At 64.2% G+C, this 24,398-nt stretch carries 19 protein-coding genes; 9 read left to right on the top strand and 10 right to left on the bottom strand.

The annotated features are described in order from the left end of the window. Nucleotides 1–297 precede the first annotated feature (297 nt). From AAGA68_24940 to AAGA68_24930, 3 genes are all read left to right on the top strand, one after another. On the top strand, nucleotides 298–3,321 hold the full coding sequence (locus tag AAGA68_24940) for a DUF6531 domain-containing protein (protein MEM9388322.1): 3,024 nt from the start codon (nucleotides 298–300) through the stop codon (nucleotides 3,319–3,321). A gap of 95 nt (nucleotides 3,322–3,416) precedes the next feature. Next, nucleotides 3,417–4,067 carry a hypothetical protein gene (locus tag AAGA68_24935; GenBank protein MEM9388321.1) on the top strand — a complete coding sequence of 217 codons (651 nt, stop codon included), beginning with the start codon at nucleotides 3,417–3,419 and terminating at the stop codon, nucleotides 4,065–4,067. 241 nt (nucleotides 4,068–4,308) lie between these two features. After that, nucleotides 4,309–6,345 carry a molybdopterin-dependent oxidoreductase gene (locus AAGA68_24930; protein MEM9388320.1) on the top strand — a complete coding sequence of 679 codons (2,037 nt, stop codon included), beginning with the start codon at nucleotides 4,309–4,311 and terminating at the stop codon, nucleotides 6,343–6,345. A gap of 66 nt (nucleotides 6,346–6,411) precedes the next feature. On the opposite strand, the gene AAGA68_24925 is transcribed toward AAGA68_24930, so the two are convergent. From AAGA68_24925 to acnD, 4 genes are all read right to left on the bottom strand, one after another. Beyond that, nucleotides 6,412–7,035: a VPLPA-CTERM sorting domain-containing protein gene (locus tag AAGA68_24925; protein MEM9388319.1), complete on the bottom strand. Its 624-nt coding sequence runs from the start codon at nucleotides 7,033–7,035 to the stop codon at nucleotides 6,412–6,414. A gap of 155 nt (nucleotides 7,036–7,190) precedes the next feature. Beyond that, nucleotides 7,191–7,727, bottom strand: a complete 537-nt coding sequence (locus AAGA68_24920; GenBank protein ID MEM9388318.1) for an SRPBCC family protein — start codon at nucleotides 7,725–7,727, stop codon at nucleotides 7,191–7,193. A 436-nt stretch (nucleotides 7,728–8,163) separates the two neighbouring features. Beyond that, the gene (gene prpF / locus AAGA68_24915) at nucleotides 8,164–9,345 is read right to left on the bottom strand and encodes a 2-methylaconitate cis-trans isomerase PrpF (GenBank protein ID MEM9388317.1); all 1,182 of its coding nucleotides are present in this window, start codon (nucleotides 9,343–9,345) and stop codon (nucleotides 8,164–8,166) included. Nucleotides 9,346–9,373: 28 nt separating this feature from the next. Further along, nucleotides 9,374–11,971: a Fe/S-dependent 2-methylisocitrate dehydratase AcnD gene (gene acnD / locus AAGA68_24910; protein ID MEM9388316.1), complete on the bottom strand. Its 2,598-nt coding sequence runs from the start codon at nucleotides 11,969–11,971 to the stop codon at nucleotides 9,374–9,376. A gap of 91 nt (nucleotides 11,972–12,062) precedes the next feature. On the opposite strand from acnD, the gene AAGA68_24905 reads away from it, so the two are divergent. Beyond that, on the top strand, nucleotides 12,063–12,695 hold the full coding sequence (locus tag AAGA68_24905) for an FMN-binding negative transcriptional regulator (protein MEM9388315.1): 633 nt from the start codon (nucleotides 12,063–12,065) through the stop codon (nucleotides 12,693–12,695). Nucleotides 12,696–12,752: 57 nt separating this feature from the next. On the opposite strand, the gene AAGA68_24900 is transcribed toward AAGA68_24905, so the two are convergent. Next, nucleotides 12,753–14,384, bottom strand: coding sequence for an FG-GAP repeat protein (locus AAGA68_24900; GenBank protein MEM9388314.1), 1,632 nt, complete (start codon nucleotides 14,382–14,384; stop codon nucleotides 12,753–12,755). A gap of 415 nt (nucleotides 14,385–14,799) precedes the next feature. On the opposite strand from AAGA68_24900, the gene AAGA68_24895 reads away from it, so the two are divergent. Both AAGA68_24895 and AAGA68_24890 read left to right on the top strand, forming a co-directional pair. Further along, complete coding sequence (locus tag AAGA68_24895) at nucleotides 14,800–15,042, top strand: hypothetical protein (GenBank protein MEM9388313.1); 243 nt, start codon at nucleotides 14,800–14,802, stop codon at nucleotides 15,040–15,042. 86 nt (nucleotides 15,043–15,128) lie between these two features. Beyond that, nucleotides 15,129–15,605 carry a hypothetical protein gene (locus AAGA68_24890; protein MEM9388312.1) on the top strand — a complete coding sequence of 159 codons (477 nt, stop codon included), beginning with the start codon at nucleotides 15,129–15,131 and terminating at the stop codon, nucleotides 15,603–15,605. A gap of 18 nt (nucleotides 15,606–15,623) precedes the next feature. Here AAGA68_24890 and AAGA68_24885 read toward each other — a convergent pair whose 3' ends face one another. The 4 genes from AAGA68_24885 to AAGA68_24870 form a co-directional block, all read right to left on the bottom strand. Further along, nucleotides 15,624–16,817, bottom strand: a complete 1,194-nt coding sequence (locus tag AAGA68_24885; GenBank protein MEM9388311.1) for a hypothetical protein — start codon at nucleotides 16,815–16,817, stop codon at nucleotides 15,624–15,626. After that, the gene (locus tag AAGA68_24880) at nucleotides 16,817–18,757 is read right to left on the bottom strand and encodes a DUF1538 domain-containing protein (GenBank protein ID MEM9388310.1); all 1,941 of its coding nucleotides are present in this window, start codon (nucleotides 18,755–18,757) and stop codon (nucleotides 16,817–16,819) included. The genes AAGA68_24885 and AAGA68_24880 overlap by 1 nt, the downstream gene beginning before the upstream one ends. Before the next feature lie 66 nt (nucleotides 18,758–18,823). Then, complete coding sequence (locus AAGA68_24875; GenBank protein MEM9388309.1) at nucleotides 18,824–19,291, bottom strand: GNAT family N-acetyltransferase; 468 nt, start codon at nucleotides 19,289–19,291, stop codon at nucleotides 18,824–18,826. Continuing rightward, the gene (locus AAGA68_24870) at nucleotides 19,288–20,796 is read right to left on the bottom strand and encodes a BCCT family transporter (GenBank protein ID MEM9388308.1); all 1,509 of its coding nucleotides are present in this window, start codon (nucleotides 20,794–20,796) and stop codon (nucleotides 19,288–19,290) included. Before AAGA68_24870 ends, AAGA68_24875 begins: the two co-directional genes overlap by 4 nt. Nucleotides 20,797–21,003: 207 nt before the next feature. On the opposite strand from AAGA68_24870, the gene AAGA68_24865 reads away from it, so the two are divergent. The 3 genes from AAGA68_24865 (at nucleotide 21,004) to AAGA68_24855 (ending at nucleotide 23,624) form a co-directional block, all read left to right on the top strand. Next, nucleotides 21,004–21,582, top strand: coding sequence for a hypothetical protein (locus AAGA68_24865; GenBank protein ID MEM9388307.1), 579 nt, complete (start codon nucleotides 21,004–21,006; stop codon nucleotides 21,580–21,582). A gap of 67 nt (nucleotides 21,583–21,649) precedes the next feature. Continuing rightward, the gene (locus AAGA68_24860; GenBank protein ID MEM9388306.1) at nucleotides 21,650–23,257 is read left to right on the top strand and encodes a hypothetical protein; all 1,608 of its coding nucleotides are present in this window, start codon (nucleotides 21,650–21,652) and stop codon (nucleotides 23,255–23,257) included. A gap of 7 nt (nucleotides 23,258–23,264) precedes the next feature. After that, the gene (locus AAGA68_24855; GenBank protein MEM9388305.1) at nucleotides 23,265–23,624 is read left to right on the top strand and encodes an MmcQ/YjbR family DNA-binding protein; all 360 of its coding nucleotides are present in this window, start codon (nucleotides 23,265–23,267) and stop codon (nucleotides 23,622–23,624) included. A gap of 42 nt (nucleotides 23,625–23,666) precedes the next feature. On the opposite strand, the gene AAGA68_24850 is transcribed toward AAGA68_24855, so the two are convergent. Next, the gene (locus AAGA68_24850; GenBank protein MEM9388304.1) at nucleotides 23,667–24,101 is read right to left on the bottom strand and encodes a hypothetical protein; all 435 of its coding nucleotides are present in this window, start codon (nucleotides 24,099–24,101) and stop codon (nucleotides 23,667–23,669) included. Between the last annotated feature and the right edge of the window lie 297 nt (nucleotides 24,102–24,398).

The following is a 24,398-nucleotide window of genomic DNA, read 5'->3' as shown; positions in this document are numbered from 1 at the left end:
ACGGCGTAGACGTTTGCGTGCAGCCCTCAGGTTTGCCGTAGATTCCGCGGCTGCACGCCATACTCGCAAGACAGAAAGGAATCACCGAGTCTCGAGAAAGGAGCGGCTTTCGAAACAACCAATTGATGCTAACAACTGTCAGGTCACCGGGAGGCTCGTTCGTCCTCGAAGGGTCGACGAAGTCGACGATGGGCTAGCCTGTCAATTTTCGATGGAAGTTCCTTTCGGACCAGCCGATGATCCTGGGCGTCCCGCTAGGGTTGTGTTATGTGAATGACTTAATTAGTGTCCGCGTTGGTGGCCGATGAGGTATCAAGGGTGGTGCCAGACGTGGTGATTAGAATTGCTTGCGTAGCGATACTCGCGCTTCTTTCTTCGGCCAGACTCGAAGCCAACGCAGATGCGGAGCTGGAGCAATTCCGAGACTATGTGCAATACGCGAATGAGTTTTCGGAGCATCGGCGATTTCAGGTCCTCTTCCCAAACCCACAGCATGAGTCCAGGGGAGCTCAGGTGGATCTGGTCAATGTCGGAGCCGGCAACCTGACTTTCGCTAGGCGCGACATCGTCACCGTTGGTCGTATTCCCGTGGGTGTGAGTCGCGTGTACGACTCCAGCCTCCCGCGTGCGCGCGGGGACTTTGGTCCAGGCTGGACCTGGATCGGGGAAGAGAGCCTGCAACAGAGTGCATCTACCCGAGAGCTGCTTTATCAGCAGGAGTCCGGACTGAGAACGCGGCTCGTGGTTGACCAGGATGGTTTCGTTCCGGCCTCACCGATCTCGTCCACCATCGTGCGTGTGACGCCGTTGGCCACTCGCCATGGCTACGTCGTGGAGATGCGAAACGGCTGGACGCGTGAATTCGAGGCAGATCCGGCCACCGCGAGTGCGTATCGTATAAGTCGCGTGCTCGACACTTACGGCAATGAAACGGTGTTCCGGTATCGACACGGGGACCTTAGCCGTGTTGAGAACAGCGACGGGCGCTGGATCGAGCTTGCTCGCAACGACTTCGCGCAGGTTACTTCCGTAGTTGATGACAGTGGTCGTTCCGTGGCGTACGAATACGATGACCTTCGACGACTAGTTGCAGTGGTTGATCTCGCTGACCAAACCTGGCGCTACTCCTATCAAGGTGATTCACAGCAGGTGGTCGCGTTGAGAACCCCCATGGATACGGCCGAGTTGCGAGTCGAGTACACCGACGACGGCCGCGTAGCACGGCTTGATCACTCCTGGCGACAATTTCGATTTGGCTACGATGCCAACCGTACGTCTGTGTCAAACGTAAACCGTAGGGCAGTCACGTTCGTTCAGGGCCGCGGTGGCACCACGCAGTCGATCCTTGACCAGCGCGGTGCCAGGGCCGAACTACTGGATGATGAACACTCGGGGGTCAGATCGTTCATTTCTGGTGGTACTGCAGTAGGAAAGATCGAGTACGAGCGAACTGGCGCTGTGCGCCGAGTGGAGGAGTTGCTTACCGCCGGGAGTGCTGAGATTACGGATCTGGCGAGCAAGATCACCAGTGACACTGTATCGGAGAGCTCTGGGGAAACGCGTGCTATTGGGGCGCTCAGGACAGTCGTTCTCGAGGGGGAGGAACATACTTACGACGCGAGAGGTGACTTGGTCGCTGTCATGAGCGCGTTCGGTGCCTGGAACATCACCTATAGTGGCGATGGTCAGCCCACCGAGGTTAAGGGTCCACATGGGGTGACCAGCTTTGAGTACGATTCAGTTGGACGCGTCGTTTCCGTTCAATTCCCCTCCGGCTCGACTCATACCTACGGCTGGAACGCCAGTGGGCACCGAACCAAAGCAACTCTGTCCTCTGGAGAGTCGGCGGTCTATGAGTACGACAACGCCGGTCGCTTGACCGGTGTCGTTCGCAAGCTCGCGGACGGAGAGACGAGGTCGCAAGAGCTAGTTCTCAACGATGACAATACCATCCACTCGATCAACTACTCCCCGGGAGCTAGCGCAGTAGTTGAGTACGACAAGATCTCCCGCCCGTTGGGGGTCGTGGTGAAGAACCGATCTGTTCGGTGGCGCTATGATGAGTTGGGACGGCTCGTTGGCGTTGTGGGGTGGATGGGCGAGAGCCTCGAACATGAGTACTCGGAAGGGGAGCGAGACGTCAGGGAGGCCTGGGATGATCGAACGCCTATGTTTATGGCTTCAGCAGGATCGGCCGCTCTGTACTCTGGCTCATTCTTTGGCGTGTTCGGTGCACGAGCCCAGGGCACCTCGTTCCTGTCGGTGGGATCGCTATCGCTCGAAGGTGTCCCCGCACTGTGGTGGCAGCAGGCACTTGCTTCTATCGCTCGCGGCGAGCCGACAGCTTCACAAGCCCTTCTTCGGATGAAGCTCACTTCAGCTACTGCAGAATCAGATATGCTGCGCCCCAGCAATAGCATCTATTTGCCTCCTGAGCTATTTGCCGAAAACTGCGAGCTTTGCAATCCAGGCTTCACGACAATCTGGGTCGGCGGCGTGAGTGGCGGCAGTCACACGGTCACCGCCGGTTCCTCAGTAAACCTCAACGTAACGATGAATGGGTGCTTCGGCGGACCTATTTCGCAGTGGGACCTCGATGGAAACGGTACCTACGAGACCCTTGGTCAGTCGGTGTTCAACAGCTTCAGTGCGGGGAGCCATGTGGTGGGTAACTCAGCGGAGTGCCCGTGCGACGGGAGCCCAACGCGCACAGCCGCAGTAACGATACTTGCGCAGGCGCCGCCGTGTAACCCTGGGGCTCTGTACAGTTTCCACAATCCGAATTGGTCTTCGCCGAACATCCTCCCAGGGAGCGTGCAGGTTAGTGGCAACACGGTCACCTACAACCTTACGGTGTGGGGCCAGAACAAAGTCGCCACAGCCAACTTCGTGAATGAGACGAAGACGCGGTGGTCGAAGACCCTGACGAATTGCGGCTCGACGTATACGCTCGTCGTGAACCTTGATGACCAGAGCGACGACACGCTCTTCTACAATGGCCAGGACATAGAATTTCGTACGGCGAGCGGGCTGATCGCCCACCGTCCTGGAGGTCCCGCGAACGCCTGCGCCACCGCCGGTTCGTCCAGCAACCCTCCCGTCCCCAACCTGGTACGCCAATGGCTCGCGCCACCCGGGGGCGGGTGCTCAAATCATGGGCAGATCGCGGCCCATGAACTGGGGCACGTGCTTGGGTTCGACGATGCGTACGATCTAACTACGCTAGCCCCGCTCCATACCGAAACGGGTGACATCATGTTTACCGGTTCCAATCTGTCGGTTAAGTCAGGCCATGTTCGGATCCTAAGGGAGAGAAACTGATGGTAGAACGCGTGTGCCGCTTAGCCTCATGCATTGTCGTTTCCTCGATCCTTGTGTTCGTTGGGACCGCTCGTGCGGCAGCTGAGAGTGGCATCGTGCGATCCGCCGAGTTTGCTGCTCTGCAGGCGGCCGATGATAGTCAGTTTCGCTCGCTCATCAGCACTGGCACGCAGGTCGCTGCGCTCGAACGCGCGCTGACTTTTCCTTTGCTCGTCGAGCTCGCACAGCGTGACATGCATGACTCGATTGCCTACCTAATCGATTCTCGAGCCGAAAGTCATGCGGCGCGCGTGGCTGCGATCGAGGCAGCGGCACACCTTGGCCACTACCTATCCGTGGAGGTTCTGCTCGAGAACGACGCTTTCCAGTGGAGCGGCAGTGAACTGCTGAGGCCCTTCGCGCTGGCCGCCTCCGTGGGTCACGAGCCGACCGCACGGCTCATTTCATCTTCCTCCGCGTTCAACCCTGACCTGCCTGGAGTCTTGCACGCAGCCGTCGCAGGAGCGTCTCCACGAATGGTGCGTGAGTTGTTGGAGATAGGTGTCTCTGTCGACGCTCGGATCAACAAGTCAAACGATACGGTTGTCGATACGCTTGCCACCCAGTTTGAACTGCGTCGTCGAACCGGCGCAGCCAAAGAGAGCAGCAGGTTGACGACAGTAGCGCAGGTCTTGGTTGATTTTGGTGTCGAGGTCTGTTCGAACTCCAATGCTAAGGCTTACCTTGATGAACTGTGCGGAGAGTAGTGTGGTAACGCAGGGCTGTGGGAGTTTGGAGATCCATACTTGAGGGCGAGTGGCCGCACCTCTAGACCCTGTGGATTGCGCTAGGTGCATTGGTCAGCATGGCTGGGCCGCGGGCGGGTCTGCTGAACGGCGGATCAACTCGGATGGCACCCGCGGCCTCTGAGTGCGTTCCGCCCTGGAGCGGATCGGACGGACGCGTTGATGCACAATGCCCTTGGTCCCACCGTAGGATGGCATGTCGATGACCGCTCGCGCTTCGTCCCCGCCCGCCCCGCCCAGCGCCCCAGCGCGGCAGACCGTTTGCCCGTTGGATTGCGCCGACACCTGCAGCCTCGAAGTCATCGTCGAGGGGGATCGCCTGGTCAGGGTGCGCGGCGGCGACGCCAACCCCTTCACGCGGGGCAAGGCCTGCGCGAAGGTGGTGAAGTCCTTTCCGGCGCAGGCGCACGGGGATAAGCGCATCCTGACCCCGTTGCTACGGTGTGGCGATGATCGCTTCGAGCCTGTGGCTTGGGACGACGCCCTCGATCTCATCCACGCACGCTTCAACGAGGTCATCGCCCGTTGGGGTAGCCAGGCCATCGCGCCTCTGTACTACGGCGGTCCGATGGGCATGCTCGCCAACGGCAGCATGGATAAGCGCTTCTTCCATCGCCTCGGCGCGTCTAAGGTCGATGCATCACCGCTTTGTGCCGGCACCTCGAGCGCTGCCTGGGAGACGGTGTTCGGCGATGCAGGCGGCATCGACTTCCAGGAACTCGCCCACTCGCGTCTGATCATCGTTTGGGGCAACAACGTCACCGCCTGCAACCTGCACCTGACGACGATCATCCGCGATGCGCAGAAGGGCGGGGCCAAGCTCGTGGTGATCGACCCCAAGCGCACGCGTATCGCTAAGGGGGCTGATCTTCACATCCCCTTGCTGCCCGGGACGGACGTCGCCCTGGCCTATACGGTGGCATCGTTGCTCAAGGCCCGGGGCGGGCTAGATGCGGACTTCATCGCCAAGCATACTCACGGCGCTGATGCCTTTCTTCAGCAAGCCTGTGAATTCGATCTGACGCGAGGTGCGCGCCTGTGTGGCGTTGAGCCCAAGCTCATAGAACACTTCGCTGAACTGTTGCGCAACAGGCGTCCGACAGGCATGAGCATCGGTGTGGGCCCGGAGCGTAACCGCAACGGCAGCGCAGGCCTGCGTGGTGCGTTCTCGCTCATGGCGCTCACCGGCAACATCGGCCCTCTTGGTGCCGGGATCTGCGAGACCTCGCGCTACTTCCCGATCGACCGTGACGCGCTCGCCCGACCGGACCTCGCGCCCGACGGCGTGCGCGAGCTCAACGTCATGGACATCCCTCGCTACGTGCTGCGGCCTGGCGCTGAGATGCCTCTGCGCGCACTGTTCATCTACAACCACAACCCTGTTGCTGTGCACCCCCGCCAGGACCGCATGCGCGAGGCGCTGCTGTCGTCGGATTGCTTCGTCGTCGGCAGCGACATCAGCATGACCGACTCCATGGCGTGCTGCGACCTGGTGCTGCCGGCGCCGACACACTTCGAGTACGGCGACTTGTACAAGGCCTACGGCCATCGTTACCTGCAGCGCTCACAGCCCGTGCTTCCCCTGCAGGGTGAGGCGTTGAGCAATACGGAGCTATTCCGACGCCTCGCTGCGCGCTTTGCCTTTGACGACCCCTGCTTCCTGGACAGCGACGACGCGCTCGCCCGCCAAGCGCTCGCCGGCGCCGATACGACGCTCGCCGAACGCGCGCTTGCGGGCGCCGTGGATATGGAAGCGGAAGCGGCCGAGCCGGCCATGCTTCGCGGTACGCGCTGCAGCACGCCAAGCGGGCGGATCGAACTCTACAGCGAGGCGATGCAGGCGCACTGCGGTCAGGGTCTGCCGCGCTTCGAGGCGCTTGGCAAGACGCGGGCGTTTACTCTGGTAACACCGGCTTCCGAGCAGCGCGTCAACTCGACCTTCGGCGGCGTCGTGTCACAGCAGGACGACGTGCGCTGCCAGATACACCCGGACGATGCGAAAGCGTGCGGTGTAGGCGATGGTGCGGCAGTGCTGCTGCTAAACGACTTGGCGCAGGTGCAGCTCGTTGCCCAGCTCACCGACGATGTCAGGCCGGGCACCTTGTACGTGCCGAAGGGGGCGTGGATCGCTGATTCCCCTTCGGGCAACACGGTGAACGCGTTGCTTGAGGATGAACGTGAGCCGGCCGTTGGCGGCGCTTGCTACTACGACTGTCAGGTGGATCTTCGCCTCGCCTGAACCACTTCGGCTGGGCTCGACCGCGGTTGGCCGAGCCCGCTGCCAGGCCGCCGTCTACGCGGCGGCCTACGCTAGCCCGTCGCGGCGGCGAGCACGGAAACCGATCAGGCCCACCAGCGCCGAGGAGATTAGCCAGACACCGGCGGGCAGGGGCACCGCGGCGACCTGAAAGTCCAAGGTGTAGGCGGAGATCTGCGGCCCAGTCTGCTGCACCAGGTAGCTGTAGGTGCCGGGGCCGAGGGGTGTCTCGAAGCCCACGCCGGCCTGGGGCGCGCCGGCGAGGATCATCAGCATGTCGGTGCCGGGGGCGAGGGCGTCGAGGTGGGCACCGCCGAGAAAGTCGTCGGACGTGTCAAAGCCGGGGATGAAGCTCGTCTCCCCCTCGTTGATTGAGTGAAAGCCGCGATTTCCAGGACCGCCGGTCTGTCCGTCAACGTACTCGAGCTGCAGCAGGGCCGTCAGTACCTGCCCATCGGCGATGGTGAAGGTGACGAAGTCGCGGGTATCGCCCTCCCCGTCGGAGACCGATCCGGTAATGATGTTCGAGCCGGCGTTGAAGCTTAGCGGGGTGGGCGCATCTGGATCGCTGGAGAGATCGCCGCTGATACTCTCATCCCACACGGTGGTCGAGAACGCGGCGAGCGGAAGGAGCGTAAGCGCGCCCAGGAGCGCGGTGGCGAGTCGAGACATGATTCCCTCCATGGATAAGAGAACAAGCGGTGAGAGCGAGGCGACTGCGTCGAGGCTGTCGCCCCCTATCGCGAAGCAGAGTAGCACGCGGATCCGTTCGACGACCATGCGACGCTTCGGGAAGCGGCGCTTACTAGGTCACCCTCGATTCGTCCTCAATGGCCTAGCGATTCTAGGTGCATAGCCGTGGCCCTTACCTGGCGTCTTAAGGATCGTTTGAAGGCCGCTGCCCCCAACAGTCGCGGCACCCAGAAGCTCGGCTTGATTTCCCCTTCGTAGCGAACGCGCGTGCCCTGTGCGGTTTCATCGAACTGCCAGCTGGAGCGACCTGCGGAGAAATCGCCTGCCGAGGGGACGACATGCGCGGATAGGCGATACGTTGGGTGATGTTGGATGTCTTCGACGAGGACGACCGTTCGGCACACTACCGCAACACAGTCGTAAAGCGTGGTGGTCACGCGAATCCTGCCCGACGCTAGCGTATCCACCGTCGTGTCCACCACGGCTGGATTGACGTCGGCCATGCGCTCGAAATCGAGTGCGGCGAGCAAGACCTCGTCGCGCGGCAAATCGATGAGAAAGACCGCACTGCTTCGAAACGTGCGCCCTTTGCGCTTCACCGAGAGTTGCTCGATCTCCAGCGCCCAGGCGGGGAGCGCAGTGATCAGAGTTAGCAGACATAGGAATCTCATCGGTTGCTCCCTCAGCGCATAGCGGCCTGTACGATGCGAATCTCGGATCTCGAGGCAGCTGAGGCAGGTCAATCCAAAGAGCTCGGGCACGAGTCGCCACTCGTGAGTACCCGGCGCCGGGCTCGAGGTTCTACGCAAGAGCGAGGATGGGCTCCAGGCGCTCGCGAGATGAGCCCACTACGTCGGGAGTCTGTGGAGACACGCGTCTCTGGGTGCTCCTGGAGCCGCTCGAGACGATCGTCCGTGGGCGTTCGGAGCGGCGTGGCAAGGTTGGCGTACGCGGTCACGCCAGCCAGCGTCATTAGCTGAAGCGTTAGGCCGGAGCTGTTCGGTTCCCTGTCTGGGATCCTCGCCCGCGGCGTCGCTTGTGCATGGGCGATGCTGCAGTGTGGGTGGAAGGTGGGGCAGCGCGGTTCGCAGTGAACCGAGGTTGCCCCTAGGCCGGCACGCGGACGAACCCCTCCATCAGCACCCGCGCGCTACGCGACATACGCACGCGACGCACCTGCCAACGGGCGTCGTCGCAGCGTACCTCTGCACCCACGGCCAGCGTGCCGGAGGGATGTCCGAACACCACCCGCTCGCGCTCGCCGCCCCCTGCCGCCAGGTTCACTAAGGTGCCGGGGATCGCCGCCGCCGTCGCGATGGCCACCGCCGCCGTGCCCATCATGGCGTGGTGTAGCTTGCCCATGCTCAAGGCACGCACGTTCAAGTCGATCCGCTCGGCGTCGACATGGCGGCCGCTAGAGGCGCGGTAAGGCGCCGCCGCCGCCACGATGGCGACCTTGGGTGTGTGCTGGCGAGTCTGCGCCTCGCGCAGATCGGCGATCAGGCCCATCGCGAGCGCCCCGTGGGCTCGGATCCTCTCGAAGCTACTCAACGCGTCGGGGTCGTTGTTGATGTCCGGCTGCAGCTCACAGCCGCTGTAGCCGAGCGCCTTCGCCTCCACGAACACGGTGGGAATGCCGGCGGTAATCATGGTTGCGCGCAGGCTGCCCACCTCGGGCACCACGAGCTCATCCACCAGGTTGCCGGTGGGCAGCAGGGCGTCGTCCGCGTCGACCGGAGCCATGAAGTCTACGGGCACCTCGGCCGCCGGGAAGGCGACGCCGTCAAGTTCGAACTCGCCCGTCTCCTGCACCTGTCCGTCGCTGACGCACACGTGGTTGAGGATAGTCTTGGCGATATTCGCCTGCCAGATTCGGACCTCACAGATGCCATCGCGAGGTACACGGATCGGATCCACCAGACCATTGGCGATGGCGAAGGCGCCTACCGCGGAGGAGAGGTTGCCGCAATTTCCTGACCAGTCGACGAAGGGCTGGTCGATCGACACCTGACCGAACAAGTAGTCGACGTCGTGGTCGGGTCGGGTGCTAGGCGAGACGATCACGATTTTTGACGTACTGGAGGTGGCGCCTCCCATGCCGTCCGTGTGCTTGCCGTAAGGGTCGGGGCTGCCGATTACCCGTAGGCAAAGCTGATCCCTCTCCGGCCCGGCACGTTGGGCGGCGGCAGGTAGGTCCGCGAGCTTGAAGAATACGCCCTTGGAGGTGCCGCCGCGCATGTACGTCGCGGGGATACGAAGTTGTGCTGCCTGCGGCGCACCCACGCTCATGCCAGTCTCTCTAAGATCGCGCTGCCGCTCATGCGGCCACGCCGCCGTCCAAAAAGTCTTTGGCGAAGCGCTGGAGCACGCCGCCGGCCTCGTAGATGGTCACTTCCTCCGCGGTATCCAGGCGGCAGGTCACCGGCACCTGCACGGCGCCGCCGTCGCGGCGAGTGATGACCGTGGTCATCTTGGCTCGCGGTGCGATCTCCCCGAGCACGGTGAAGGTCTCACTGCCATCGATGGCGTAGGTCTCGCGCGTGTCGCCCGGTTGGAACTCAAGTGGCAGCACACCCATACCGATTAGATTCGTTCGGTGAATGCGCTCAAAACCCTCCGCGACAATCGCTTCCACGCCCGCTAAGCGCACGCCTTTGGCGGCCCAGTCGCGGGAGGAGCCTTGGCCGTAGTCCGCGCCTGCGATGATGATCAGGGGCTGTTCCCGCGACATGTAGCGCTCGATCACTTCCCACATACGCATGACCTCGCCCTCCGGTTCGAGGCGCGCGAGTGAGCCTTGGCGAATGCTGCCAGCGTCGTCTCGCACCATCTCGTTCAGGAGCTTGGGGTTCGCGAAGGTAGCGCGCTGCGCCGTGAGGTGATCACCGCGGTGGGTGGCGTAGGAGTTGAAGTCCTCTTCCGGCAAGCCCATCTTGGCCAGATACTCACCCGCGGCGCTCGAGGCTAAGATGGCGTTCGAGGGCGATAGGTGATCGGTGGTGATGTTGTCCCCCAGCACCGCGAGGGCCCGCATATCACGCAGCGTGCGCGGTTTCGCGAGTGCGCCTTCCCAGTACGGTGGGCGACGGATGTAGGTGCTCATTTCGCGCCAGTGATAGAGGGGTGATGCGCGCTCAGACTCGACCACCACCTTGGCGAACATCGGCTCGTACACATCGCGAAACTGCTGCGGCTTCACCGCAGAGCTCACGATGGCGTCGATCTCTTCGTCGTCCGGCCAGATGTCCTTGAGGGTGATGGGTATGCCGTGGGCGTCGTGGCCGAGGGCGTCCTTCTCGATGTCGAAGCGGATGGTGCCGGCGAGGGCATAGGCCACCACTAGCGGCGGTGAGGCGAGGAAGGCCTGTTTGGCGTGGGGATGGATACGGCCGTCGAAGTTGCGATTGCCGGAGAGCACGGCGGTGGCGTAGAGATCCCGTTCGACGATCTCCTGTTGGATCGCCGGGTCCAGGGCGCCACTCATGCCGTTGCAGGTGGTGCAGGCGAAGGCTACGACCCCGAAACCCAGCTGTTCGAGTTCGCCAAGCAGGCCAGCTTCGCTGAGGTAGGTCTTCACGGTCTTCGATCCGGGGGCTAGCGATGACTTCACCCAGGGCTTACGCATCAGCCCTCTCGCGTTGGCGTTGCGCGCGATCAGGCCGGCGGCCACCATGTTGCGCGGGTTCGAGGTGTTCGTGCAGCTAGTGATGGCAGCGATGATGACCGCACCGTCGGGCATTTGATCCGGCGTTTCTTCCCAAGCGCCGGCGATGCCCCGGCTCGCCAGCTCTGCCACCGGCAACTTGGCGTGTGGGTTCGACGGGCCAGCCAGGGTGCGCTCCACCGCGGCCAAATCAAAGTGCAGTACGCGGTCGTACTCCGCGTGGGCGAGGTCGTCGGCCCATAGGCCCGTGTGGCGAGCGTAGCGTTCGACCAGCTGCACTTGGGAGTCGTCGCGACCGGTAAGGCGCAGGTAGTCGAGGGTCTGGTCATCGATGCAAAACATCGCCGCCGTGGCGCCGTACTCGGGCGTCATGTTCGAGATCGTGGCGCGATCGCCTACGGTGAGGCTGTCTGCGCCCTCGCCGAAGCACTCGAGGTAGGCGCCGACCACGCGCTCGCGACGGAGGTACTCGGTCAACGCCAGCACTAGGTCTGTGCCGGTGATCCCCGGCCGTAGGCAGCCTTGTAGCTCCACGCCGATGATCTCCGGAAGGCGCATCATGGAGGCGCGTCCCAGCATCACAGACTCCGCTTCCAGGCCACTCACGCCGACGGAGATCACGCCGAGCGCATCCACCATCGGCGTGTGCGAATCGGTGCCCACGCAGGTGTCGGGGAAGGCGATGCCTTCGCGAACCTGCACCACCGGCGACATCTTCTCCAGGTTGATCTGGTGCATGATGCCGTTGCCTGGGGGTATCACGTCGACGTTTTCGAAGGCCTCCTTGCACCAGTTGATGAAGTGAAAGCGGTCCGCATTGCGACGCTCTTCCACGGCTCGGTTCTTGGTGAAGGCGTCCGCCTCGAAGCCGGCGTGCTCAACGGCTAGGGAATGATCGACGATGAGCTGTGTGGGCACGACCGGGTTGACCTCGGCCGGGTCACCGCCCTGGGTCGCGATCGCATCGCGCAGGCCGGCGAGGTCGACCAAGGCGGTTTGGCCCAAAATGTCGTGGCAGACCACGCGCGCAGGGTACCAGGGGAAGTCCCGGTCGCGGCGTCGTTCGACGATTTGGCGCAAGCACTCCTCCAGGATCTGGGGGTCACAGCGGCGCACGAGCTGCTCGGCGAGGATTCGAGAGGTGTAGGGCAAAGTGGCGTAGGCGCCCGGGCGGATGTCCTCGACGGCGCTGCGCGCGTCGAAATGGTGCAGATCGGTCCCCGGCAGTGGCTTTCGATACTTCTGATTCATGGTCGTCATGATACGCCGGATCGGACGCTTGCTCCTCCCCTGCGGGCGCCGCTACGCTCACCTCTCCCAAGCCCTTGAACGGTTGATCGCGATGAACCCTTCACCGCTCTTTCGAGAGACACGCCGGGAAGTGCTTCACGGTCTGATGCGCGAGCATCCCTTTGCCACCATCGTGTCCTCGGGCACGGGTCAGCTGAGCGCGGATCACGCACCTCTGGTCCTTCACGAGGGGAAGCCCAGCGTACTGCGCGGTCACCTTGCCCGTGGCAACTCCCTGGCCCGTGCCTCGGCCGATCCCATCGAGGTGCTGGTCATCTTCCAGGGGCCCCAGGCCTACATCACCCCTACCTGGTACGCGTCCAAGCAAGAGCATGGCAAGGTGGTGCCTACCTGGAACTACGTGGTCGTCCACGCCCGGGGAACCCTACGCTTCGTCCAGGATCCGCAGCGGTTGCTCGCCCATCTGCACACGCTGACCAACACCCACGAGGGATCTAGGGTTGCCCCCTGGGCCGTCTCGGATGCACCGAGCAGTTATGTCGCGCAGCAGTTGAAGGGACTCGTCGGCTTCGAAGTCGAGATCGGGAGCGTTGTGGGCACATGGAAGCTGAGCCAGAACAAGGGGGCCGCTGATCGCGCCGGCGTCGAAGCGGGCTTGCGTGGCGAAGGTGACCCGCAGCAAACTGCGGTTTCGTCCCTCGTTCGCGAGCGCGCAAGGCGCTAGCGGCAGTCCGCTCTCGAGGTGAACAGGGCGGCTAGGTGAGTTCTCCTGGCAGGTCTGTCAATCGCGCGGCACTCGCGCGCCGCTCACGATCAAGAGATTGCCCACATCGTTGCGCCCGCCGGCGTTCGCCCGCATCTCGTTGATGACGAGATCGACCCGTCCATCGCCATCCAAATCGCTTGGTGCGGCGCTGTACATCAAGGTATCGCCCGCGTCGCTCTGACCCGTGCCGCCGAATGCGCCCAGGATATCCGTGATCGCGAATCCCGCCGGCCGCCGTCCTTCCGCGAGATCGATCCGGGCCGGCCACGGTCCTGGTTGACCCCATAGGACGTGCACCGTTCCGGCCTGGAAGCGACCGGACGGGCTGGCCAACGGAGAGGCCACGGCGAGGTCGGTGATTCCGTCACCGTCAAAGTCACCGTGCAGGGAGGTGTCAGCCCCGATCGCTCCAGCCTCAGGCTCCGCGAGGGTCGAAAAGGTGAGATCCGCGGGTACAGCATCCATCGCGAAGCGACGGTCACGCAGGTTCCGCGCGGTGAAAAACACGTGCCCCACGCCGCTCTCCGTCCGGCCGAGCGCGTCGCCTCGAATATCGCCCAGGAAGAGGTCGGCGGCGCCGTCCCCGTTGTAGTCCTCGCCGGCCAGCATGTCCTCGCCTAGGCGTAGGTTTGCGAAGGCGCCGGCCACGGTAGCCCCATCGATGCGGGTGACGCTACCCGGTGCCGTGTCAACGGTGAGCGTTGCCCCGAAATGGTAGTCAGTGGCGCCCGCGGGAGGGGTGATCTTGAGCAGGTGCCCGGCGAGGGGGGTGGCACCGAAGTTCGCCAGATCCACTGTCAGCGTCTGCGCCAGCGAGACGCCGCCGCGGAGCAGCCAGGCGGCGCCGCGGTTGGGCTCCCCGTTGCCGTCCTCCTGATCCGCGCCGATGAGTACGTCGGCGATGCCATCGCCCGTGACGTCGCCAGTGCGCATCCACATCCCCAGGCGGTCCAGCTCGGCGGCACCTACCAAGGTCAGCACGGTCGCGTTCGCAGGCGGGGCAGCGAGGTCGAGGGGCGCGTTGTTGCGCGCGAGGTCGCGCACGGTCGCGCCTCCGACGAGGATCGAGACGGCGCCTGCCCCGATACGTCCGGACGACGGTTCGCGGTAGTTCTGACGGGCGATGATGAGATCACCGATGCCGTCGCCCGTCACGTCCTCCATCCAGATCTCACTGCTGGTCACCTCCTGGCGCGCGGCGCCAGCAATGATGAGGATGTCGTCGGCGTCGACGGCGCTGTTGATGTCGCCGCGCAGAAGGGTGCCGTCGCCGAGCACGAGGTGAACTTGACCTGCGTCGGTGCGTCCTAAGGGAGAGGCGAGCATGGCCGACATGGCGTAGTCCTCCGCCCCATCGCCGTCGATATCGCTCCCGGCTGCGACCGGCACACCGAATTGCCCTGTGGATGCGGCCCCGCTAAGGCGCAGGATGCCGTTACCGGTCGGGGTAGTTGACAGGTCTAGGACAGGGCCCGCGCTCGGGCCCGGCGGAGGTGGCGCTGGAGCCTGCGATGGGCCACTGCCGCCGCCCCCGCACCCGTGCAGCAGCAGGGCTGCGATCAGGTACGGGCCGATCCGCCGCCGCTGCGGATGCTGCTTCCCCCAGCGCCTGGGCGCCGGGTGGTAGGGGGGATGGTGCGCAGCCATGGAGAATCTTCCTCTGGACGGCCAAGGGAACGGCGGCCGCATGCCAAGTGTGACCACGCAAGTACGCCCTCGTTCGGGGGAACGAGTATCGCGAGTGGGGGGCGAGTGGTCGTAGGGCGTCCCCCGCGCGCCTGAGCCGTGCCGCCTCGTCCTCTTACGGTCTTCATCTCGCTTGAGGAACGTCGTCGTACGCGGGTGGTCTGACGGGTCGACGTCGCCACCTCGGGCCGTTGTCTGGGGTGTGGATGTAACGTAACGCTGCGAGAGCACAACCCTTGGGAGCACTCCTATGGGGTGCGCTGGTGATGTTCAGGTTCGATTCATCGCCGACCGTGCAGCCTAGGTGCCGATGCCTGGTGCTGACCCCACGACGGGGGGGAAGGCGCAGGTGAACAGAGGACGGGGGACCAACAACATGGAGAGGACACGCATGGTCGCTGCCCACACCAACGTTGCCGAGATCAAAACGCGTGAGGAGGCCGCACGCTTCGCCCAGGAGTACCACGATGCGCTGGTGCGCCAGCTACGCCTGACCGCGAGCCGGCAGGCGCGCGAAGCGGCAAATGGTGACTGGTCCGCGTTTCGCCGCTCCGGCGAGCGCCTGGAGGCAATCGCCGAGCGTCTGAGCGCTCCCGGCCAGCTCCCGCGCATCGCCTGATCCCCGTCGGACACGGCAATGAGGGTGTTCCGTGACCGATGACGCTGTGACAGGACACGGTAACGCACCGGCCTTCGGAATCAAGGATGAACACATTCACACGCAGTCTCAGCGGACTCGCCGTAGCGGCACTGCTCGTCACTGGTGCGCTCGCCGGCGCGGGGCAGTTGTCTCAGCATAACGGTGGGAGCCTCACGCTCGAAAACGTGTACGCGCCCTTAGATCGGATGCTCGCGGCGGTCGCTACTCGACTCGATCTGACCGATACCGGGACTCGACCGGATCTGCATGAACGGGTCGTCTCACGCGCCAAGATGGGGCCGCGGCTGGCTTTCCTAACGGCGGCTGGCGAAACGCGGCGCCTACGGGTGTCTGTGGAGCTAGATACCGGCCGCGATGGTACTGCAGGGTTCGTGCCGGCGGCCGCGCTCGCCGCGCTCGATGCGCGGTGGGTGGATGGGCGCTCCGCTTTGATCGACCTGCCAGGCGAGTCCCTTGAGGCGTTCGCTCGCGTAAGGTCGGTACGGCACCTGCGCTTCGTCGCGGTCGTGGCGACGCCCTAGGGCGCGATCAATGCACCGTCAACTCGCCTTGCGGTAGTTGCGCTTGCCGGGCACGTACATCGCTACGCGCGGCACGGCGGTTGTGTAGGCGAAGACGTCGTCCAACTTGCCCGGCGAAGACGCCGCCTCCAATGCCTGACAGATGCGTTCAGCCGTGAATCGGTCGGTGACGCCCCGCAGATGGGCGTACTCGCGACTGACCCGCGCGGGACTCGCGGCTGACACACGTTCCTCCCGAGGTTCAGCGATCCTTGAGTAGTGAATGCTCACTCCCGGCGCACCGGCGTTGAGCATGACGCCCATCAATTCGTCCATATCATCTCGGCGCACCACGGCATTGAGGGACAGCTGGTTGTCGACGCCGCGTCGCGGGGCGTTGATCTTCATGCCCGAACCGCGCCCGCCGGCTCCCACGTCGAAGACCGATTGATCGCGCCAGTGGGCGTGCCCCTGAAGATGATCGATGGCGTTGATGATCTGCTGCATGCTGGCGGCGTGGTGGTGGTGGGAGATAAGGCCGGGCAGGTTGAACATACCCTTGTCGATCTCCATCGAGTACATGATGCCTCGCCCCGGCAGGTGAAACTCGCCGACGTTGGCCATGCGATCGAAGATCTCTTCCGAGTCTTCCTCGTCGGCAATCACCATGAGCACTTCCTTCTCTTGCTCCTTGGTGATGCGTAGCCACCCTAGACGATCGCGTAGGCCTCGGCCTTCCACGTAGTGCACGATGGGGCCGTGCGCGCCCCCTTCGATGGCTGCTCGCGCAACCCGCTCGCTGTACTGGTGCGCGACTACGCAGCTCAGCAGGCGCAAGTTGTGCTGTAGGCTCTGCGCCGGTTGCTCGGCATCGGTGCCGCCCGTGGTGTAGTTATCCCCCGGGCACGCAAACGCGTTGCCCCGGAACGCCGCCTCGCAGCGCATGGCGAAGACCGCGCCGGTGGCCTGCATGTGCAGCCGCCCCTCGGTCACGATCGTGGCCAACACCGCGTCGACATCGCTCTGGGGTACCACCAGTCGTAGCATCACCTTGACTGGACTGATTGGGGGTAGCCAGCGTGCGTACCATCGATCGCGAACGGTGGTACCTCGCGCCTTCCACACCAGCATGGCGCGGTGCGACTGTGCGTGAAGCACCTCGATCACGTGTTCCGCGATCGTGCTTGGCAGGACTGCCGTGACGACGGAGAGCTCATGCTGTTGGCTAAACATCAGCCCGACACCTCCACGCCGCCGACGATAGGATCGTCCTCGTAGCGCTCCGCAGCCCGTTGCCGCGAGAGAGACTGTTGTTCCTGGTAGTGTGTGTACAACCCTACGGTCAACACCGTGAGGATGGGCCCAACGGAGGCGAGGGCAAGAACTCCGAAGCCGTCGGTCACTCCCGGCACGCTGCCGCCGATGCCAAGCCCCATCGCCAGCACAAGCGGTACGGTGATGGGGCCGGTGGTCACGCCGGCGCTGTCCCAACCGAAGTTGACGAAGCTGTGGGGGGATAGCCAAGTGAGCACCAGCACGACCGAGTAGGCGGGTAGCAGCAACCACACGAGCGGCACGTCGTAGGCGAGCTTGATGACGCCCGCGGCGATGCCGAGGCCGACCCCGACCGCGACGCTTTGCATCAACAGTCGCTTGCGAAACGCCCCTACGGTGATGCGCTCGACCGTATCGCCCAGGGCGTTCAGGGCGGGCTCGGCCAAGGTGGCGCCGTAGCCTAGGAAGAAGCCGAAGGCGACCGCGAGCATCTTGCCCATGGCAGGCGACTCGAACATGGCGAGTTCGGCGTGATCTAAGCCCCAGGGCACGATGGTGGCGAAGGTCAGAGGCACGTTGCCGCCGAGCTGTGCGCCGAGCGGGGTAAGCCCCAAGGTGATGCCAAGGCCGAACAGCATCATGCCGAACAGAGCGAAGCCCACGCCCACGGTCACGTCGTTGCCCTCAGCTAAGCGTTGGCGTAGCACCAGCCGCAGCACCAAGTACAAGAACAGGCACAGCGGCACGATGGCGCGCAAGGCGTCTAGGGCGGCTCCCCAGACGCGTTCCGCGATCGAAACCTGGTCGTCCCAATGCTGATCGGTGACCAGGGACAGAGGGCGTTGGTGTAGCTTGCGAATCACGATATCGGAGCCGGACAGCACCATACGGCCATCCTCGAAGGTCACCTCACCGCCGTCGAAGCCGAGCAGGTAGCCGCGCGGCAGCTCGCCGCTGGCCACGTAGCGAGCGAACTCATCGCTGCTGATCGGGTCTTCGCGCACATTCAGCAAGCGCTCATCCTCCTGGGTCATCGTGCTCTGAGCCGCCACCGTGTCACCAGTGTAGTAGCGTCCGCCGTAGTAATCGTCGAGCACGAAGTGCAACAAGCCGAGCAGCATCACGGCGAGGATCGGAAACAGGGAGGCGAGGGTAACGATGCCAAAGCCCGAGTGTCCACCGCTGCCGCTGCCGCTGGATACGACGCGGCACACGCCTATCCCCAGAGCGAGCACTAGCGGCACGGTAACCGGTCCCGTGGTCACCGCACCACAGTCCCAAGCCAGTGCCAGCACGTCGCTCAAGACGGGATTGCGCGAGTAAAGCCAGGTCAGCACGAGCAGCAGCCCCGCGATGGGCATGGCCAGGTACTTCAGTGGCCAGGCGAAGAAGAAGCGTAGGACTCCTAACGCCACGGCGACACCAACCCCCACGCCCACGGCGAGCACAAGCTGGCCCGCGAAGTCATTCAGTAAGCTGTAGAGCAGCGGCGCCTCGTTCGCTCGCACGCCGGCCCCGGCTGCCTTCAGCACGGCGATTGCAGGCTCGGCGAAGGTTGCGCCCACGCCGAGTACAAAGGCGAGGGCGAGAATGACCAGCATGGGACTGCGCCTGGGCAGGTAGCTGCCGAAGATCTCCCCGAGTGGCATCAACCCCAGCCGCAGCCCTTCCATGAAGAACATCAAGCCAGCGCACACCACCAGCAACCCGGTGGCGATCATGGCGGCGTACACCAGCGGAAGGTGTAGGACAAACCACTGGAAGGCGATCAGGTAGGCGACGATGAACCAGATGCCGGACAGCTGGTTGAGAAAGTTGCGCCGAAGATAAGGTACTAGTACGCGAAGGCTGTCTCGAAAGCCGAGATGGAAGCGATCGCTGTTCGGATGATGTCTCACGTACGCTGCTGCCGGTCGAAGGTGTACCCCTTGCTATCGGCAGCGGCGGTGCGAACTTGACTGTGGTCAGTCCAAGGAACGTGTCATGAACAGATACCGCGGGTCGCCGTAGGAGAAACCCTCACGTTCGTACAAGCGGCGAGCCGGGTTGTTCTCGAGTACCTCGAGCGTGACTCGACAAGCGCCCATGCGCCGGGCCCGTGCCGCCACACCCTCGAGCAGCGCTTTACCGACGCCACGCCCGCGGGCCTGCGGCACGACGGCGAGGTCGTGCACATTGATGAGGGGCCTCGCCTTAAACGTGGCATAGCCGATGAAGCAGTTCGCCACGCCGAGCGGCGTATCCTCGTCGTAAGCCAGCAGGCTGATGGCGCCGGGCGTCGCCCGTAGGCCTGCTACCAGCTCGCGCTGCACGGTCTCAGGTAGGGGAGCCGCGCCGCCCATCGCGTCTTGGGCGTACGCATTGGTGATCTCCACGATGTGTTGGGCATGGACCGGGTGGTCGTAGTTTGCGTCGACGATGGATACGGTCATGAGGGTTCCGTCCCAGATCGAGTTGGGGTATGGCTCTGGACCCACCAGCTCCAACGGAAGAGCAGGGCCCCCGCTTGCACGGCGAGCAAGAGCACCATGGGGATCGCGCCGGACACGGCGAATGCGCGGATTACCGATTGGCCCCCGGCAGAAAGGATCGCCGCCCCGGACAGGAGCGCGATCACGAGGCCCCAGAACAAGCGTTCGGCCAACGGTGGATCCTCCATCGCGCCTCGCGAGAACATCCCGAGGACGTAAGCGCCGCTATCTGCGCTGGTGAGCAGGAAGGTGAATACTAACAGCAGCGTCAGGCTCTGGGTGAACTTGGTGAAGGGCAGATGCTCGAGCACAGCGTAGGTGGCGGCAGGAGCCGTCGCGAAGTCAGAGACTCCTAGGTCGATGCCGTTTGTCGCCAGGTGCAGGGCAGTGCCCCCGAGCAGGGAGAACCAAAGCAACGTGACGAGTGTCGGCACGAACAGCACCCCGAGTACCAGCGTGCGCAGGTGGCGGCCGTAGCTGATGCGGGCGATAAAGGCGCCGATGAAAGGAGTCCACGCGATCCACCACAGGAGCGTAGTGAGGCTCCAATCGCGGGTCCACTGCCGGGCTTCGCCGGCCGCGCGCAGTTGGGTGGACAGCGATAGCAGTTCGCTTAGGTAAGCGGTAGCACTCTCGCGCAAGGTGCCTAAAATCTCTGTGGTCGGTCCAGCGAAGAAAAAGAATAGGGCGAGCAGCGCCGCCAGCCCCATGTTCACGTTGGATAGGAACGCGATGCCGCGGCGCAGGCCGGCGGTGACGGAGGTCAGGTAGGCCGCCGCCAGCAGGAGCAGCAGCACACTCTGGGACACGGGCGAGTCGGGCAAGCTCCCATCGCTCACGCGAGCCACGCCGGCACCCATCTGCAGCGCGCCCGCGGAAACGCTAGCGACGACCCCCACGAGCACGGCGATCAGGGCGATCCAGTCGACCGCTCGGCGCACGCGCCCGGACGCCGGCACGAGGGGACTCGAGGGTAGGGGTGCGTGTCCGCGACCCGCGAAGGCTGCGATGGCGAGTGCGGCGACGGCGTACACGGCCCATGCGTGCACTGACCAGTGGAACTGAGTGAGCGCAAGCGCCAAGCGTCGTGCGGGATCGGACGCCGGCGCCGGGCCGCCGGGAGGCGGATTTAGAAAGTGGATGAGGGGCTCGGCGGCGCCCCAAAAGACCAGGCCTGCGCCCATACCGGCGGCGAAGAGCATAGACAGCCAGGTGACCGTGCGGAACTCCGGTCGCGCTTGCGCTCCTCCAATGCGGTGCCGTCCGATCGGCAGCAAGACCACTGCGGCGCAGACCAGCACCGCCCCGCTCGCCACCAGCAGGGTCAGCCAGTCGAAGTGGCGCAGGAACGTCGCGGCGACGCCCTGGACGCGGGCGCCGGTCTGCGCGGGTAGTGCAATCGCGAGGAGGGCGGCGACGGCGATCACCGCGTGGGGAAGGTAGCGGCGTATGGCAGGGGCGTTCATGCCGCCACAGTGTAGTGGGGTCTGGGCCGGGTGGGCAGGGTCGGACGCGGCGGCAAGTGGGGGAGTGCTGGCCGAACGTCGCGTCGATCCTGGGCATGAGGACCAGTGCCCGAAACGGGAGCGCCGAGCTGCGTGCCCGCGCGCGTTCTATCGCGCCTAGAGCTGTTACGTTCATCGCATGCGCGAGGAGGTGGGCGAGCTTACGCGGTGAACGAGGAGAACTGGGTCACGCTGCCGGCAGGGGAGGTCGATTTCGCCTCCTGGGCCGTGCGCTCTTTGTTTCGCGTGACGCGCGAGCGCTTGCAGCCGTCTGACTGGCAGCAGGCAACCGCGCAAGCAAGCGACCAGACGCGCCTGGAGCAGCAGCTCGTCGATTGCCAATGGGAGCTCGCCCTTCAGCATGAACTGCTCGATGGCAACCCGATGTTGTCCCAGTCGCTTCTGCGCCGCGGCGCTTCACCGTCGCGGGACATGGAACCGGTGGTGGCCTACGTGCGCTCAGAGGCCGGCCGCCCCTTCGTGCGGGAGCAGTTTCTGGGCTGCCTCGCGCTCCTGGCTCGTGCCGCGGCAGACGCCCTTTCGCAGGTGCCCCCTGAGCCGGACGGGGATGGCATCGTGCCCACCTTAGCCGAACGCGTCGCGGACGCGCTCAATGCGCGACTGGCCCGCCATGGCGATGGATTGCGTCGCGCGCTAGGCCTAGCCCACACTGATACGGGCGCGCTGATCGGCGACGGAACGGTCTATCAGCTCCTGGAGCGCTGTGAGGGAAGCACAGCGGCATGAGGGTTACCGCGCCCGTCTAGCGCTTGCTTTAGGACCCCCCTGTACCCGCGCGAGAAGGATCTTCGCCATGATCGCATCGCTACGCCTGTCACTGCCCCTACTAGGCAACGCGGCCATCCTATCGCTGTTGGCGAGCTCGTCAATGGCGGAGGTGGATGTGGCCGTCCTCCAGAAGCTCACCGCCGCGGACGCGGCCGCCGGTGACGAATTCGGGTTCTCCGTGTGGACCGACGGGCAAAGGCTCGCCGTGGGTGCCTTGGAGGACGACGACAACGGCGAGGCGTCCGGTTCGGTGTACCTCTACGAGTTCGATGGCGGAAGTTGGCTGCAGACGCAAAAGCTGCTGGCCCCGGATGGGGAGCCAGGCGATCAGTTCGGTCAGGTACGCTTGCTCGGCGATTTGCTCGCAGTGGGAGCGCGGACAGACGACCTGCCGGGAGCGCCGAATGGGGGCAGCGTCTACCTCTTTACCTACGATGGCGTGCAGGCGAGCTGGGTCTTCCAGCAACAGCTCATCGCCAGCGCCGCGAGCGCCGGCGACATCTGCACCATCAGTGAACTCTGGCCAAATCACCTGCTGATGCCCTGCACCCGCGACGACCCGGGTGGAATCACCGACGCGGGCGGCCTCTTTGTCTTCGAGCGTGAGGGCGAGAGTTGGATCGAGCGGGCGCAGCTCGTGCCCTTGGCAGCGGCGCCCGGAGACAACTTCGGTGGCGGTGCTTTCGATTCCCAGGGCCCACAGCGCTTGGTCGGCGGCAGTCGGCGCGCGGACGGTGTAGCAACGGATGCCGGGGGCTTGTGGGTGTTCGAGCAGGATCCGCAAAATTCAGGAGTCTGGCTGGAGCTCGGCGAGCTGGTGCCGGCGGATCTGCAGGCCGGCGACGAGTACGCTGCGCGCGGCGCCTTCTCGGGCGATCTACTCGCGGTCAGCGCCCCCGAGGCCAACGACACCGCCCCAGGGGCGGGTGCCGTCTACCTATTTGCCCGCGATGAGCAAATGCCGACAGGTTGGCGACTCGAGGCCAAGGTACTGAGCGAGGACACGCTCGCCGGCGACAACCTTGGTCGAGGGCTCACGTGGTTCTCGCCGGATGTTGTGATCGCGGGTGCCCCGGATGACGCAACCCGAGGCCCGCTCAGTGGTGCGATCTACGTGTTCCGTCGCGATGAGTGTGCTGATGGCGCTTGGGGGCAGGCGGCGAAGTTCATCCCCCAGGACGTCGCCGTCGGCGATCTGTTCGGGCGGCAGATGTCCGCATCGGGCGATGGCTCGCTCCTCGCGGTAAGTGCGTGGAGCCACGACGCGGCGGCGGCCGATGCCGGTGCTGTCTACATGCTCTCCGTGAGCGACCCCCTCGACAGCGATGGGGATGGTGTCCTGGACGATCGCGACAACTGCACCACGACGATGAATCCAAATCAGCGCGACAGCAACGGTGATGGCTACGGTAATGTGTGTGACGCTGATCTGGACGACAGCGGTCGGGTGACCGTTGCCGACTTGCGCTTGCTGGTGGAACGCCTCTTCACGGCGGATGCAGACGCCGATCTAAATGGCGACGGCACGGTCACGGTGGCGGACTTTACGCTGGCACGAGAGCAGCTGTTCCAGGTCCCAGGCCCGAGCGGTCCGGTACGGTGCTTCGCCAGTTCCGTGCGGGCGGCGGGATGATCAGCAGTTGCTGAGCAGCGAGCGCATGAAGGCGCTTTGCCGCGAATTGCCGGCGGCCACTGAGCAGGTGCAATGGGGCGATAACGTCGTGTTCAAGATCGGCGGCAAGATGTTCGCCGTCACCGGTCTGGCGGCGAATTCCCGCTACTCCTTCAAGGTGGATGCGGACCGCTTCGTCGAACTGACCGGGGTGCCCGGCATTGCGCCGGCGCCCTACCTGGCGCGGGCCAAGTGGGTCCAGGTGGATCCGTCGATGTGCCCGTTCCCGGCCGAGCACCTGGTGGTGCTGCTCCGCCATTCCTACGCGCTGGTGTTCGCGAAGCTGACGAAACGCGTTCAGCGCGAGATCAGCCAACGCACAGGGTAGGGGGCGGCGAAGCTCGCCACCCCCGACTAGCTTCCTGAAGCCTTAGGCGTCGTCGTCGTCGTCGTCGGTGCGCTCTTCGATGCGTTCGCCGCGACGGTCCAGTCGCTCGTCCGCGCGGTCACCACGGGTCTCTCGGCGATCCTCAATGCGATCACCTTTTCGGTCAGCACGCTCTTCGATGCGATCGCCCTTTTTGTCCAAGGCCTCGGACATGTTGTCACGCCCTGCGGCCTCCGCGCGTTCGCTCTTACGGTCAAGCTTAGCGTTAGCGCGCTCGCCGCGACGGTCGAGACGCTCGTCCTTGCGTTGGCCGGAGTTGTCCAAACGCTGCTCGCGGCGATCGCCCTTTTTGTCTAGGCGCTCCGCCGCGCGCTCGCCACGATCTGCCCTCTTGGCACCCTGCTCGGCGAGTGCGCCCGTGCTCGTGCCAAACGCCAACGCGGCCATCAGCGGCAAGGTAACGATCAGCTTATTCATAACGTTCTCTCCCTGTCGATTCGATTCAATCCTAAGCAGCGAGACGCCTCGCGCCCTCTGGCTAGTGTCCTGAGTTAGAAGTTCGTTGATGAATTCGCGGCACCTTTTCGCCCCTGAACACGTTGCTCCTCCTCCCGTGGAACCTGCCACGCTCGTCGTCGCGCCGCGCTCAGGCACAAAAACTCGCCTGCGAATTCATCAACGAACTTCTAACTCAGGACACTAGCCTGCTTTATTCATGAGGTGTGGCGTTGAGCCCCTGAGATGAGATCGTAGGGCGTTGACCGCAGCTGAGCG

It is taken from the genome of Pseudomonadota bacterium (genome assembly GCA_039193195.1).
Lineage (GTDB): Bacteria > Pseudomonadota > Gammaproteobacteria > Steroidobacterales > JBCBZW01 > JBCBZW01.
The sequence above is the reverse complement of the archived record's forward strand: the minus strand, read 5'-3'. Positions and strand labels throughout refer to the sequence as shown.